Here is a 15,100-nt window from a genome sequence, read left to right on the forward strand (position 1 = left end):
ACGCCAGTACAAGTTATGCCTGATGACCATAGCAAGTTGGTCCCACCCCTTCCCATCCCGAACAGGACCGTGAAACAACTTTGCGCCGATGATAGTGCTGCAACCAGTGTGAAAGTAGGTTATCGTCAGGCTTGTTATTCGCAGTAGAGAAAAACCCGTCAAGCAATTGGCGGGTTTTTTTTCGTCTGGCGGTTTGTTCTGTACACATTTTTACTGCACGTATGGCGGAGTTGACCGAAGTTATCGGCTGCGCACCCTTTTTGCGGGGATGCCAGAACACCTTTGACGCGTAATTCAAGTCGACACTTGTAAGGTGCCCAAAATATCCATCTTGCCCCGTCCGTGTTGCCCGCGGCGGGCACCGTCATGTTCTCTTCATATTGACACTGTACGATGACTTGCATGGCTGCTGCTCTTGAGTGGCCAGTCCCTTTCATCTCATCAAGTAAATGTGTACACCCATGTTGGCCAAGCTTAAACTCGTCAAAACTCCCACAGGCATCGATAGCGCCTTGATGCTCTCGGCCATGCTGATACTCTGGATCGGCAATTACAGCAATCTCGACCTCATGATCGCCGACAGTATGTTCGACGGTGCGCGTGGGCAATTTGCCGGCGCTGACAGCGCGTGGGCGCGCGGTTTCCAGTTCTGCATGACCTTGCTGGCCGCGGCAGCGATAGTCCTGGCGGTCTGGGACACGCAGCGTCCGCTGGCCTGGTCTGCCTCACGCCGCAGCGCCTTGCGCGTGGTGGCCCTGTCGGCTATCTTGGTGCCGCTAAGCATCTATTTGCTCTCTTCCTTCAGCGATGTTCCCTGCCCCACGGATTTGCTGCGCTATGGTGGACTGCAACCGTATACGCGCCTGCTGGAAACATTGCCGGCTAGCGCATCTGCCATGGTCTGCTTGCCCGCCACGCATGCGAACACTGCCTGGTGGATGCTGGCCTTGCCATTGTTCTGCCTGCCCGGACGGCCACGCACGGCACTTTTGTTCGCCGGTGTCATGTTGCTGTGCGGTTTGGCGGCAGGCTGGCATCAACAGTTGCAAGGTAAGCAATTTTTTACCCACACCTTGTGGTCTGCCTGGATCGCTTCTTTCCTGATCTATCTGCTGCATAATTTGTTCCGGGCCGAGGACGCGTTGGCCTGAAACACAAAAGTACGTCACAATCTGCCTGTCTAGTTGTCGTTTCATACAAAAACAGGAGCACCATGAACGAGCAGATTGCGAGAGAAGTGGTATTGGTCCGTGCTATCGAGACGGCCGACCAGAAAAAAGAAGTCCTCAGCGAGGATGACCGCATGTATGCCAGCCGCAGCGCGCGTGAGCTTGCGCAGTGGCAAGCTTCGGGCAAGCAGGCCGAAGTGACAGGTGACGATTTCCTGCAGCAGCGCTCCGAGCTGATCCTCAAGCGCATCACCGAGCGCACGCCCGCTTTTGCTGCCTTCGCGAAACGCCGTAACGGCATGAAGACCCTGGCGCTGACCTTGCCCTTGCTGGCACTGCTGCTGGGCGCCGGGCTGGACCGCATCACGGATCCCCATCGCGTGGATCTGCTGTCGGCGCCCTTGCTGCTGATCATCGCCTGGAATGTGCTGGTCTACCTGGGCTTGCTGATCTGGCTATGCATCCCCTCGCACTCCCTCGGCTGGCTGAAGGCGGGACTGGTGCGCCACCTGAGCGTGGGCCGCCTGGCGTTGCCGCGCAAGCTGCCGCACGCCTTGTCCTCGGGCTTGCTCAGTTTTATGGGGGAATGGGCGCACTTGAGCGCCAAGCTGACGGCCGCGCGCCTCAGCCGTACCATTCACCTGAGCGCCGCCATGTTTGCCATCGGCGCCGTCGCTTCACTGTACGCGCGCGGCTTCCTGTCGCAATACGCGGCCGGTTGGGAAAGCACTTTTTTGAATGCCAGCCAGGTGCACAGCCTGCTTTCGACCCTGTTTGCGCCGGCTATTGCCCTGTTTCATTTGCAAGGCTTTTCGCTGGCGGAAATCGAAGCGCTGCGCTTCCCGCAAACGACGACCGTCGAAGGCGGCGCACGCTGGGTGCATTTATATGCGGCAACGATTTTCCTGCTGGTGGTCGTTCCCCGCCTGATACTGGCACTGGTCAACAACTGGCGCGCAGCGCGCCTGGCCAAGCACTTTCCGCTGGATCTCGATCAACCGTATTTCCGCAAGCTTAATGAAAGCATCGGCGTGGCAACTGGCGGCATGCTCCGTGTCTTGCCGTACAGCTTTACTGTCGATGAGGCACGTCACAAGGGCCTGGGGCAAATCTCCCTCATGCTGTTCGGCGAGCAAGGCCGCATGATGCTGCGTCCATCGACGTCGTATGGCGAGGAGCCGCAGGACGTCTTGCGCGACACGGACTTGAATGATCCACAAGTCAATATCACGGCCGTGCTGTTCAACCTGACGGCGACGCCGGAAAAGGAAAACCACGGCGCCTTCCTCGATTACCTGGCGCAATCGTCGGCACGCGGCATCGCTGTACTGATCGACGAATCCAGCTACCTGGAACGCGCGGGCGAGCAGGTGGATAATGCCGCCCGCTTGGCGGAGCGAGTCGCTCTGTGGCAACAGTTCTGCCAGTTCCACAAAACCACGGCCACCCTGGTCAATTTGCTTAATCCTGCCTTGCACCCGCTCGATGCCGGTGTCGGGCTGAAAGTATCGGCAGCAGCATGAGTGTGAATGTAAATAAAAATGTGCAGGATGATGCGGTACAGATTCAGTTTGCGCTGATTTCGCACACGAATAATGGCAAGACGACCTTGGCGCGCACTTTAGTGGGCGTGGACATTGGCGAAGTGCGCGATGCCGCCCACGTGACCGTGTTTGCGGAATCGCATACCTTGCTGGCCACGCCGCAGGGCGATGCCTTGCAATTGTGGGACACGCCCGGCTTTGGCGACTCCGTGCGCCTGCTCAAGCGCCTGGGCCAGTCGGGCAATCCCATCGGCTGGTTCCTGCGCGAAGTGCTGGACCGTTACCGCGACCGCCCGTTCTGGCTCAGCCAGCAAGCGCTGCGTACGGCCAAGGACTCTGCCGACGTGGTGCTGTACCTGGTGAATTCCTCGGAACATCCCAAGGATGCGGGCTACTTGCCGGCGGAAATGAAAATCCTCGCCTGGCTGGATAAGCCGGTGGTGGTCTTGCTCAATCAAATGGGGCCGCCGCGTCCTGGCAATGAGGAGCACGGCGAGCAGGCGCGCTGGCGCGAGCATTTGCAGCAGTATCCCATCGTGCGCGATGTCCTGGCGCTCGATGCCTTTGCCCGCTGCTGGGTTCATGAGCGCGTGTTTTACGAAGCCGTGGGTAAATTGTTGCCGCAGTCGCAGCAAGCCGGCTATGCGCGTCTGTTTTCTGCCTGGCAAGAGCAGAATACGGCGCGTTTCCAGCAAGCCATGCTTTTGCTGGCTACGCAACTGGCAGTGGCAGGGCAGGATCGCGAAGCCATCGAGCTCGGCTCCAAGGGCTTGCTGAAATCGGCCTTGCAGGTAGTGGGCATCGGTAAGAATGCAGAGCAGCAACGCCAGGAAAAGGCCATGGCCAGCCTGGTGGCACGGCTCAATACACACAGCGGCGTGACCACGCGTGAACTCTTGATCTTGCACAAACTCGACCCGACCGATGCGCATAAGATCAATAGCCGGATACGGGAAAATTTTGCCGTGCGTGCGCCGATCGACAAGGCGCAAGCGGGGTTATTGGGGGCTATGATTTCCGGCGCGGCGACGGGGCTGTCGGCCGACCTGATTTCCGGCGGCCTGACTTTGGGCACGGGTGCCTTGCTTGGTGGCGTGGTCGGTGCGCTGACGTTTGCCGGCGCTGCCTGGGGCTTTAATTCCGGCACGGACCGCAATGAACCCACCATGCAATTCACGGATGCCTTTTTGCGCACTCTGGTGGTGGCGGGCGTGCTGCGTTACCTGGCGGTGGCGCACTTTGGCCGCGGCCGCGGCAATTTCGTGGAAAGCGAGGCGCCGGCTTTCTGGCAGGATGAGGTCGAGCAGGCGGTGGCGCGCCATGAAGGCGCATTGGCCGAGCTGTGGAAAGAGGTGCGCCGGGAAAAATCGCCGGAGCAGGCCGCCGAGCGCGTCTTGCCCGTCATGTCGTCCATCACCTCCGATACCCTGGCGCGTCTGTATCCGGATGTGGCGCGTCTGGTATAGCTTATCAGGCGCGGGCTTGCAGCCACCGTTCCAGAAATTGCACGCAGGCCCTGACCTTGGCCGAGTTCGACAGCCGCGAAGTGGTCACCGCCCACACATCGGCGACCTGATGATACGCGGGCAAAATGCGCACCAGCTTGCCTTGCGCCAGGCTGCTTTCCACATCCCATGCCGAACGCAAGATGATGCCGTGGCCGTCCAGCGCCCATTGATGGACGATCTCGCCATTATTGGCCGATAGCGGCCCATCGACCTTCACCGTTTCCGACCCTTGCGGTCCCTGCAGTTTCCAGCGTCGCCCATCCAGGTCACGCTCGCGGATGACGATGCAGTCATGCTCGCGCAATTGCGCCAGCGTGTCCGGCGTTCCGCGTTGTGCCAGATAGGAGGGTGCGGCGCACAGCACGCGTTGATTGCTGGCAATGCGGTGGGCGATCAGGTCTGGCTCGCGCACCACGCCGATGCGAATGTCCAGATCGAAACCCTCGCCCAGCAGGTCGACGGGACGGTCGAGCAATTCCAGCTGTATTTTCAAGTTTGGATATTGCCGTGCCAGCTGGGAGAGGGCGGGACCGAGCCGGTTGCGCCCGAAGCCGGAGCTGGAGCAAATGCGCAGTAGGCCCTGCGGCTGCAATTTCGACTGTGCTACCGCTTCCCCCATCTGTTCGACATCTTCCAGGATGCGTTGCGCCCATTGCCGCACGATCTCGCCGTGATCGGTGACGCTGACCCTGCGTGTGGTCCGGTGCAGCAACCGTACTTGCAGCGCCGCTTCCAGCATGCCGATGCGCTTGCTGACGACCGCCTTGGAAATACCCAGTTCCAGCGCCGTGGCGGCGAAACTGGTTTTATGGGCGACCTGGCAAAACAGGCGTAAATCTTCCAGCAGCGGCGTATGTTTCATCAATTGAGCACGAAATGTGGATACTGAGGTCATGAATACCCTGATTGTATTCTGATGCGGCGCCAGTATCATCAACGCATCCATCTATAAACAGGAGAACCTCATGCCCGCACACAGAATCGCAGTCATCGCCGGCGACGGCATAGGCAATGAAGTCATGCCGGAAGGGCTGCGTGTCGTCGAGGCTGCCGCGCGCCGTTTCAATATCGACTTGCAGTTCACGACCATGGAGTGGGCGAATTGCGACTACTACCTCGAGCACGGTCAGATGATGCCCTCGGACTGGTTTGCCCAGCTCAAGGATTTCGACGCCATCTATTTTGGTGCCGTCGGCTGGCCGGACAAGGTACCGGACCATATCTCGCTGTGGGGTTCGTTACTAAAATTCCGGCGCGAGTTCGACGAATACGTCAACTTGCGGCCCGTGCGCCTGATGCCGGGTGTGCCGTGCCCGCTGGCGAATAAAAAGCCAGGTGATATCGATTTTTATGTGGTGCGTGAAAATACGGAAGGAGAATATTCGTCCGTGGGCGGGCGCATGTTCGAGGGGACGGAACGCGAAACGGTGCTGCAGGAATCCGTGTTTACGCGCAAGGGCGTTGACCGCATCCTGACGTATGCGTTTGAGCTGGCGCAAAGCCGGCCAAAAAAACACCTGACATCGGCGACCAAGTCGAACGGTATCGCCATCAGCATGCCGTATTGGGATGAGCGGGTGGAGGCGATGGGGCCCAGCTTTCCCGATGTGCACTGGGATAAATACCATATCGACATCCTGGCGGCCCGTTTCGTGCTCAGTCCCGAGCGCTTCGACGTAGTGGTTGCGTCGAATCTGTTTGGCGACATTCTGTCCGACCTGGGCCCTGCGTGCACGGGAACGATTGCCATCGCGCCATCGGCCAATATCAATCCGGAACGCACGTTCCCCTCTGTCTTCGAGCCCGTGCACGGATCCGCACCCGATATCTATGGCCAGAATATCGCCAACCCGATCGGCATGATCTGGTCGGGCGCCATGATGCTGGACTTCCTCGGTAATGGCGACGCCAATTACACGGCGGCGCATGACGCGGTTTTGCGCGCCATTGAGAAGGTGCTTGAGCATGGCCCGCGAACACCGGACATGGGCGGCAGCGCCAGTACGACCGATGTGGGCATTGCAATTGCCGAATTGCTGAAATAAAGCTTGCCGCCCATGGGCGGCTTTGCTATAGTTCGCCTCCCCAATGAGACGCACTAGTTTGCGGCACAAAAGGGACAGCCTTCAGGGGCTGGGTAGTAGAAAAGAAGGTGTTGACGATTGTGCCGAAATGCTTCATACTCTTCCTTCTTCGCAGCTGACAAACACAACGCTTTGTCGATAGCGCGAAAGCAGTAACCGAATACAGTTCTTTAACAATTAACAGTCGATAAGTGTGGGCATTTGATGTAAGTGCAGCGTCAATCTTCGGATTGACGTCTAACTTAAAATATATCAAATGTTCACAAGAAATAATGAAATAGGCGCTACGAAAGTAGTGGCCTGTCAGTTTTTTGAGTGAGCAAATCTTTTGCAATGCAAAAGATTTGGATGGTAGTGATACTGTCCGACCTGTCAGAAATGACATTAAACAGAGATTAAACTGAAGAGTTTGATCCTGGCTCAGATTGAACGCTGGCGGCATGCCTTACACATGCAAGTCGAACGGCAGCACGGAGCTTGCTCTGGTGGCGAGTGGCGAACGGGTGAGTAATATATCGGAACGTACCCTAGAGTGGGGGATAACGTAGCGAAAGTTACGCTAATACCGCATACGATCTAAGGATGAAAGTGGGGGATCGCAAGACCTCATGCTCGTGGAGCGGCCGATATCTGATTAGCTAGTTGGTAGGGTAAAAGCCTACCAAGGCATCGATCAGTAGCTGGTCTGAGAGGACGACCAGCCACACTGGAACTGAGACACGGTCCAGACTCCTACGGGAGGCAGCAGTGGGGAATTTTGGACAATGGGCGAAAGCCTGATCCAGCAATGCCGCGTGAGTGAAGAAGGCCTTCGGGTTGTAAAGCTCTTTTGTCAGGGAAGAAACGGTGAGAGCTAATATCTCTTGCTAATGACGGTACCTGAAGAATAAGCACCGGCTAACTACGTGCCAGCAGCCGCGGTAATACGTAGGGTGCAAGCGTTAATCGGAATTACTGGGCGTAAAGCGTGCGCAGGCGGTTTTGTAAGTCTGATGTGAAATCCCCGGGCTCAACCTGGGAATTGCATTGGAGACTGCAAGGCTAGAATCTGGCAGAGGGGGGTAGAATTCCACGTGTAGCAGTGAAATGCGTAGATATGTGGAGGAACACCGATGGCGAAGGCAGCCCCCTGGGTCAAGATTGACGCTCATGCACGAAAGCGTGGGGAGCAAACAGGATTAGATACCCTGGTAGTCCACGCCCTAAACGATGTCTACTAGTTGTCGGGTCTTAATTGACTTGGTAACGCAGCTAACGCGTGAAGTAGACCGCCTGGGGAGTACGGTCGCAAGATTAAAACTCAAAGGAATTGACGGGGACCCGCACAAGCGGTGGATGATGTGGATTAATTCGATGCAACGCGAAAAACCTTACCTACCCTTGACATGGCTGGAATCCTCGAGAGATTGAGGAGTGCTCGAAAGAGAACCAGTACACAGGTGCTGCATGGCTGTCGTCAGCTCGTGTCGTGAGATGTTGGGTTAAGTCCCGCAACGAGCGCAACCCTTGTCATTAGTTGCTACGAAAGGGCACTCTAATGAGACTGCCGGTGACAAACCGGAGGAAGGTGGGGATGACGTCAAGTCCTCATGGCCCTTATGGGTAGGGCTTCACACGTCATACAATGGTACATACAGAGCGCCGCCAACCCGCGAGGGGGAGCTAATCGCAGAAAGTGTATCGTAGTCCGGATTGTAGTCTGCAACTCGACTGCATGAAGTTGGAATCGCTAGTAATCGCGGATCAGCATGTCGCGGTGAATACGTTCCCGGGTCTTGTACACACCGCCCGTCACACCATGGGAGCGGGTTTTACCAGAAGTAGGTAGCTTAACCGTAAGGAGGGCGCTTACCACGGTAGGATTCGTGACTGGGGTGAAGTCGTAACAAGGTAGCCGTATCGGAAGGTGCGGCTGGATCACCTCCTTTCTAGAGTTTGCACGAGTCAGGTAACTGATTCACGCATCAAATGTTCACACTTATCGGCTGTTAATATAAAGAACAGCATTTGGGGCTGTAGCTCAGCTGGTTAGAGCACCGTGTTGATAACGCGGGGGTCGTTGGTTCGAGTCCAACCAGCCCTACCAGTTTCTGTAGTCTGTATTACCCATAGGGGGATTAGCTCAGCTGGGAGAGCACCTGCTTTGCAAGCAGGGGGTCGTCGGTTCGATCCCGTCATCCTCCACCAAAAGTTCAAACGTAAATCAGTGCTGATAATGCACCGGGATTTAGGTTTGGTCTTTTCGAGATCAAGTGCTGTATGTTCTTTAACAATCTGGAAGAAGTAAAGATTATTTATTGATCGGTTTGCCGTAAAAGGTAAATCGATGGGTAATGATTGTATGTATCAACAAACAAGCAACAACGTTGTACTTTCTTATCCCTGTAGCGCTCTTTGATTATTTAGGTAATCAGAGGCTAACGTTATAGGGACAAGCGAATAAGTGCACATGGTGGATGCCTTGGCGATTACAGGCGATGAAGGACGTAGTAGCTTGCGATAAGCTGCGGGGAGTGAGCAAACACACTTTGATCCGCAGATTTCCGAATGGGGCAACCCACCCTTTTAGGGTATTGCATACTGAATACATAGGTATGCAAGGCGAACGCGGCGAACTGAAACATCTAAGTAGCTGCAGGAAAAGAAATCAACCGAGATTCCCAAAGTAGCGGCGAGCGAAATGGGAGGAGCCTGTACGTGATAGTCGGACCGATAACAGAATCCTCTGGAAATAGGAGCCATAGTGGGTGATAGCCCCGTATGTGAAATCGGACCGGTGATACTAAGCGTACGACAAGTAGGGCGGGACACGTGACATCCTGTCTGAATATGGGGGGACCATCCTCCAAGGCTAAATACTCGTAATCGACCGATAGTGAACCAGTACCGTGAGGGAAAGGCGAAAAGAACCCCGGAAGGGGAGTGAAATAGATCCTGAAACCGTGTGCATACAAACAGTAGGAGCGGACTTGTTCCGTGACTGCGTACCTTTTGTATAATGGGTCAGCGACTTACATTCAGTGGCAAGGTTAACCATATAGGGAAGCCGTAGAGAAATCGAGTCCGAATAGGGCGATCAGTCGCTGGGTGTAGACCCGAAACCAAGTGATCTACTCATGGCCAGGATGAAGGTGCGGTAACACGCCCTGGAGGTCCGAACCCACTAATGTTGAAAAATTAGGGGATGAGCTGTGGGTAGGGGTGAAAGGCTAAACAAACTTGGAAATAGCTGGTTCTCTCCGAAAACTATTTAGGTAGTGCCTCAAGTATCACCATCGGGGGTAGAGCACTGTTATGGCTAGGGGGTCATTGCGACTTACCAAACCATTGCAAACTCCGAATACCGATGAGTGCGAGCTTGGGAGACAGACGTCGGGTGCTAACGTCCGGCGTCAAGAGGGAAACAACCCAGACCGCCAGCTAAGGTCCCAAAGATTGGCTAAGTGGAAAACGAAGTGGGAAGGCTAAAACAGTCAGGATGTTGGCTTAGAAGCAGCCATCATTTAAAGAAAGCGTAATAGCTCACTGATCGAGTCGTCCTGCGCGGAAGATGTAACGGGGCTAAGCCAGTCACCGAAGCTGCGGATATTGTTCTGTGATTTATCACAGATATATATGGTAGGAGAGCGTTCTGTAAGCCTGCGAAGGTGTCTTGTAAAGGATGCTGGAGGTATCAGAAGTGCGAATGCTGACATGAGTAGCGATAATGGGGGTGAAAAGCCTCCACGCCGTAAGCCCAAGGTTTCCTGTTCAACGTTCATCGGAGCAGGGTGAGTCGGCCCCTAAGGCGAGGCAGAGATGCGTAGCTGATGGGAAGCAGGTTAATATTCCTGCACCGTCGTATGATGCGATGGGGGGACGGATCGCGGAAGGTTGTCCAACTGTTGGAATAGTTGGTTTTTGGCTCATAGAAGGCACTTAGGCAAATCCGGGTGCGGAATTCAAGGGGTTGAGACGAGTGAACTTGTTCACGAAGCAATCGGAAGTGGTTCCAAGAAAAGCCTCTAAGCTTCAGTCATACGAGACCGTACCGCAAACCGACACAGGTGGGCGAGATGAGTATTCTAAGGCGCTTGAGAGAACTCGGGAGAAGGAACTCGGCAAATTGGTACCGTAACTTCGGGAAAAGGTACGCCCCGGTAGCTTGATTGGTTTACTCCATGAGGGTGAAAGGGTTGCAATAAACTGGTGGCTGCGACTGTTTAATAAAAACACAGCACTCTGCAAACACGAAAGTGGACGTATAGGGTGTGACGCCTGCCCGGTGCTGGAAGATTAAATGATGGGGTGCAAGCTCTTGATTGAAGTCCCAGTAAACGGCGGCCGTAACTATAACGGTCCTAAGGTAGCGAAATTCCTTGTCGGGTAAGTTCCGACCTGCACGAATGGCGTAACGATGGCCACACTGTCTCCTCCCGAGACTCAGCGAAGTTGAAATGTTTGTGATGATGCAATCTACCCGCGGCTAGACGGAAAGACCCCATGAACCTTTACTGTAGCTTTGCATTGGACTTTGAACCAATCTGTGTAGGATAGGTGGGAGGCTTTGAAGCGGGGACGCTAGTTCTCGTGGAGCCAACCTTGAAATACCACCCTGGTTTGTTTGAGGTTCTAACCTTGGTCCGTTATCCGGATCGGGGACAGTGCATGGTAGGCAGTTTGACTGGGGCGGTCTCCTCCTAAAGTGTAACGGAGGAGTTCGAAGGTACGCTAGATACGGTCGGACATCGTGTTGATAGTGCAATGGCATAAGCGTGCTTAACTGCGAGACTGACAAGTCGAGCAGGTACGAAAGTAGGACATAGTGATCCGGTGGTTCTGTATGGAAGGGCCATCGCTCAACGGATAAAAGGTACTCTGGGGATAACAGGCTGATTCCTCCCAAGAGTTCATATCGACGGGGGAGTTTGGCACCTCGATGTCGGCTCATCACATCCTGGGGCTGTAGCCGGTCCCAAGGGTATGGCTGTTCGCCATTTAAAGTGGTACGTGAGCTGGGTTTAAAACGTCGTGAGACAGTTTGGTCCCTATCTGCCGTGGGCGTTGGAAATTTGAAGGGGGCTGCTCCTAGTACGAGAGGACCGGAGTGGACGAACCTCTGGTGTACCGGTTGTCACGCCAGTGGCATTGCCGGGTAGCTAAGTTCGGAAGAGATAACCGCTGAAAGCATCTAAGCGGGAAACTTGCCTTGAGATGAGATTTCCCAGAGCCTTGAGCTCTTTGAAGGGTCGTTCGAGACCAGGACGTTGATAGGCTGGGTGTGGAAGTGCAGTAATGCATTAAGCTAACCAGTACTAATTGCCCGTACGGCTTGTCCCTATAACCTTAGCAGGTGCAGAGGATAAGACGGTACAACGTTGCGTGTGTGTTGATACTACCAGTCATTACCCCAATCTTTGCTTCTTCCAGATTCATGGCCTTGTCGTCCCACAGGAGACAAGCGCCAGTACAAGTTATGCCTGATGACCATAGCAAGTTGGTCCCACCCCTTCCCATCCCGAACAGGACCGTGAAACAACTTTGCGCCGATGATAGTGCTGCAACCAGTGTGAAAGTAGGTTATCGTCAGGCTTGTTATTCGCAGTAGAGAAAAACCCCACCGGTATCCGGTGGGGTTTTTTTTCGTCTGGCGGTTTGTGATGGCGAACCCCAAACGAAGGCTGGGGTCAGACCCCCTCGCGCGTTGGCATCGAATCTGGCGTTGGCGGTGTGGAGGGTCTGACCTCGGTGGTTCGGTTCAGCAGGCGTAAAAAAAAGCAGCGCTGCGCGCTGCCTTTTTTACTTAACGTCGCTCAACTCCCGCGATAAGTCGAATACGACCACGGCGATACCACCAGCGGCACGTGGTAGTTCTCGTCTGTATGCGCAATGCCGAAGGACAGGGTGACCAGGTCGATGAAGCGGGGGGAGGGCAGTTCCACGCCTTGGGCGGCGAAATAGTCTCCTGCATTGAAGACCAGTTCATACTGGCCCGCCTTCATGCTGTCGCCTTCCAGCAAGGGCGTGCTGCAGCGGCCATCGCTATTGGTCATATCCATCTTCAATAACACTTTGCCTTCCTGCGCGACTGAAAACAGGGCCACCTTGACGCCGGCTCCCGGCCTGCCGTGGGCGATATCGAGTACATGCGTGCTGAGTTTTCCCATTTGCTATCCTGTATATAGGGTGAGTGAATGTGCTTATCGTGCAAATCATATACCGGTGACTGCGCCGGGCTATATGATTGGGCATATAGCCAACATTGTCCTCCCATAGGCGCGCCTCCGCATGAACAATTACGAACATTATCCACGCGACTTGATCGGCTATGGCCGCACGCCACCCCATCCGCAATGGCCGGGCAAGGCCCGCATCGCGCTGCAATTCGTCCTCAATTACGAGGAAGGGGCGGAAAACAGCGTGCTGCATGGCGATCCCGCCTCGGAAACGTTTTTGTCGGAAATGATCGGGGCGGCCGCTTTTCCTGCGCGCCACCTGAGCATGGAGTCGATTTATGAATACGGCTCGCGTGCGGGATTATGGCGCTTGCTGCGCATGTTCGAGGAGCGGCGCCTGCCGCTGACCGTATTCGGCGTCTCGATGGCCTTGAAACGCAATCCGGAGGCGGTGGCGGCTTTCCAGGAACTGGGGCATGAAATCGCCTGCCATGGCTTGCGCTGGATTTCCTATCAAAACATGGACGAGGCGACGGAACGCGAACACATGCGCGAAGCCGTGCAGATCATCCGCGAATTGACGGGTTCGGCCCCGCAAGGCTGGTACACGGGGCGCGATTCTCCGAATACGCGCAAACTGGTGGTCGAGCATGGCGGTTTCCGCTACGACGCCGATTATTACGGCGATGATCTGCCATTCTGGGACAAGGTAGCGTACACGGATGCCTCCGGCATGCCTGCCGTGCAGCCGCAACTGATCGTGCCCTACACTCTGGATACGAACGACATGCGCTTTGCCGCCATGCAGGGCTTTAATTCGGGCACGCAGTTTTTTGATTACTTGAAGGATGCCTTCGATGTGCTGTATGCGGAAGGCGATCCGAACGGCTTGAATCAGCCGAAGATGCTGTCCGTGGGCTTGCATTGCCGCCTGGTAGGACGGCCTGGCCGCGCGGCCGCCCTGGCGCGCTTTCTCGACTATGTGCAGGGCCATGAGCATGTGTGGATCACGCGCCGCATCGATATTGCCGAACATTGGCACGCGACGCATCCCTGTACCGGTTGATAGGTATTGAAATTGGATGATAAGTAAAATCAGTCTTTGCATATAGTTGTCCCATATGCTGGTGTTAATCTCCTATACTGGGACTATACCGAGGCCAGCATGTCAGAACCGATCCGCTTTTACTACCGTGGTGCCGTACAGGAAGTACGCAACGCCGCCCCTACGCAGACTGTGTTGCAGCACCTGCGCGAGGATTTGCATTGCACGGGCACCAAGGAAGGCTGCGCCGAAGGCGATTGCGGCGCCTGCACCGTCGTCATCGGCAGCCTGGTGGATGGGCAAATCGAGATGAAGGCCGTCAACGCCTGCATCCAGCTCACGCCTACACTCGATGGCAAGGCCCTGTTTTCCGTGGAAGACTTGCAACAGCCCGACGGCGCCCTGCACCCGGTGCAGCAGGCGATGGTCGAGTGTCACGGTTCCCAGTGCGGTTTTTGCACGCCCGGTTTTGTCATGTCCTTGTGGGGCATGTATCTGAAAAAAAATGGCGAGACACCCACGCGCGGCGAAATCGACGATACCCTGTCGGGCAATCTGTGCCGCTGCACGGGCTACCGGCCCATCATCGATGCAGCCAGACGCATGGGCGAATTGCCGCACGTCACGTTCGATCGCGATGCCGTGGCGCAGCAATTGCAGGCGTTGCAGCGCAGCAGCCTGACTACGTATGAACATGGCGGCCAGCAATTTCACGCGCCGCGCAGCATCGATGAACTGGTGGCACTGCGCGCGGCAAAGCCGCAAGCCTGCCTGCTGGCCGGTTCCACCGACGTGGGCTTGTGGGTGACCAAGCAATTGCGCGACCTGGGCGACATCATTTATTTGGGCAACGTCGCTGCGCTGAAAACCATCGTCGTGGACGATGGCAAGTTGCACATCGGCGCCGGCGCCAGCCTCAACGATGCCTATGCGGCGCTGTGCCAGCATTACCCGGAGGAATTGTCGGAACTATGGCAACGCTTTGCTTCCTTGCCGATCCGCAACGCAGGCACTTTGGGCGGCAATGTGGCCAATGGTTCCCCCATCGGCGACTCGATGCCGTGGCTGATTGCGCTGGGCAGCGAGATCGTGCTGCGCGGCCCAGGCGGCCAGCGGATCATGCCGCTGGAAAACTTCTATCTGGCTTATCAAAAGAAAGATATGCAGCCAGGCGAATTCGTCGAAGCCGTGCGCGTGCCCTTGCCGCGTGCCGGTGTGCAATTCCGCACGTATAAACTGGCGAAACGCTTCGACCAGGATATTTCGGCCGTGTGCGCCGCGTTTGCTTTTGAGCTCGACGGTGAGCGCATCGTCGATGCGCGCATCGCCTTTGGCGGCATGGCGGCCACGCCGCAGCGCGCCGCGCAAACGGAAGCGTTTTTGCGCGGACAAGCATGGACGGAAGACAATCTGGTCATCGCCATGCGCTTGCTGGCCGACGATTACGCGCCCCTGTCGGACATGCGCGCGTCGAATACTTACCGCATGACGACGGCGCAAAACCTGTTGCGCCGCTTCTGGCTGGAAACACGCCCCAGTGCGCCGCTGTTGCGCACTGCCGTCAACGCCTACGCTTGCCGCGCCTGAAAGGACCA

The 15,100-nt window shown here is 55.9% G+C and carries 8 protein-coding genes, 2 tRNA genes and 4 rRNA genes; 12 read left to right on the forward strand and 2 right to left on the reverse strand.

The window, feature by feature from the left end; all coding sequences use genetic code 11:
- Positions 1–18: 18 nt before the first annotated feature.
- The 4 genes from rrf (U0004_RS05865) to U0004_RS05880 all read left to right on the forward strand — a co-directional run bounded on the left by rrf (U0004_RS05865) (position 19) and on the right by U0004_RS05880 (position 4,179).
- Positions 19–131 (forward strand): 5S ribosomal RNA (gene rrf / locus U0004_RS05865).
- 330 nt (positions 132–461) lie between these two features.
- Positions 462–1,151 (forward strand): phosphatase PAP2 family protein, encoded by a 690-nt coding sequence (locus tag U0004_RS05870; RefSeq protein ID WP_081345520.1) that lies wholly within the window; start codon positions 462–464, stop codon positions 1,149–1,151.
- Between the two features lie 62 nt (positions 1,152–1,213).
- Positions 1,214–2,692: a DUF2868 domain-containing protein gene (locus U0004_RS05875; protein WP_070254566.1), complete on the forward strand. Its 1,479-nt coding sequence runs from the start codon at positions 1,214–1,216 to the stop codon at positions 2,690–2,692.
- A complete protein-coding gene (locus U0004_RS05880) occupies positions 2,689–4,179 on the forward strand; it encodes a DUF3482 domain-containing protein (RefSeq protein ID WP_070254567.1) in 1,491 nt (496 codons plus the stop codon). The genes U0004_RS05875 and U0004_RS05880 overlap by 4 nt, the downstream gene beginning before the upstream one ends.
- A gap of 4 nt (positions 4,180–4,183) precedes the next feature.
- On the opposite strand, the gene U0004_RS05885 is transcribed toward U0004_RS05880, so the two are convergent.
- Positions 4,184–5,083 carry a LysR family transcriptional regulator gene (locus U0004_RS05885; protein ID WP_070254568.1) on the reverse strand — a complete coding sequence of 300 codons (900 nt, stop codon included), beginning with the start codon at positions 5,081–5,083 and terminating at the stop codon, positions 4,184–4,186.
- A gap of 103 nt (positions 5,084–5,186) precedes the next feature.
- On the opposite strand from U0004_RS05885, the gene U0004_RS05890 reads away from it, so the two are divergent.
- From U0004_RS05890 to rrf (U0004_RS05915), 6 genes are all read left to right on the forward strand, one after another.
- Complete coding sequence (locus U0004_RS05890; protein WP_034785988.1) at positions 5,187–6,266, forward strand: tartrate dehydrogenase; 1,080 nt, start codon at positions 5,187–5,189, stop codon at positions 6,264–6,266.
- Positions 6,267–6,702: 436 nt separating this feature from the next.
- A 16S ribosomal RNA gene (locus U0004_RS05895) occupies positions 6,703–8,233 on the forward strand.
- A gap of 81 nt (positions 8,234–8,314) precedes the next feature.
- Positions 8,315–8,391, forward strand: a tRNA-Ile gene (locus U0004_RS05900).
- A 25-nt stretch (positions 8,392–8,416) separates the two neighbouring features.
- Positions 8,417–8,492 (forward strand) — tRNA-Ala (locus U0004_RS05905).
- A gap of 242 nt (positions 8,493–8,734) precedes the next feature.
- A 23S ribosomal RNA gene (locus tag U0004_RS05910) occupies positions 8,735–11,624 on the forward strand.
- A 139-nt stretch (positions 11,625–11,763) separates the two neighbouring features.
- Positions 11,764–11,876, forward strand: a 5S ribosomal RNA gene (gene rrf, locus U0004_RS05915).
- Together the 16S, 23S and 5S rRNA genes with 2 tRNA genes alongside form the textbook arrangement of a ribosomal RNA operon.
- Positions 11,877–12,097: 221 nt before the next feature.
- Here rrf (U0004_RS05915) and uraH read toward each other — a convergent pair.
- The gene (gene uraH, locus U0004_RS05920) at positions 12,098–12,451 is read right to left on the reverse strand and encodes a hydroxyisourate hydrolase (protein WP_070260187.1); all 354 of its coding nucleotides are present in this window, start codon (positions 12,449–12,451) and stop codon (positions 12,098–12,100) included.
- A gap of 121 nt (positions 12,452–12,572) precedes the next feature.
- On the opposite strand from uraH, the gene puuE reads away from it, so the two are divergent.
- Positions 12,573–13,526: an allantoinase PuuE gene (puuE, locus tag U0004_RS05925; protein ID WP_070260185.1), complete on the forward strand. Its 954-nt coding sequence runs from the start codon at positions 12,573–12,575 to the stop codon at positions 13,524–13,526.
- 99 nt (positions 13,527–13,625) lie between these two features.
- Positions 13,626–15,092, forward strand: a complete 1,467-nt coding sequence (xdhA, locus tag U0004_RS05930) for a xanthine dehydrogenase small subunit (RefSeq protein ID WP_070260183.1) — start codon at positions 13,626–13,628, stop codon at positions 15,090–15,092.
- The last annotated feature ends 8 nt before the right edge of the window (positions 15,093–15,100 follow it).

It is taken from the genome of Janthinobacterium lividum (assembly GCF_034424625.1).
GTDB lineage: Bacteria > Pseudomonadota > Gammaproteobacteria > Burkholderiales > Burkholderiaceae_D > Janthinobacterium > Janthinobacterium lividum.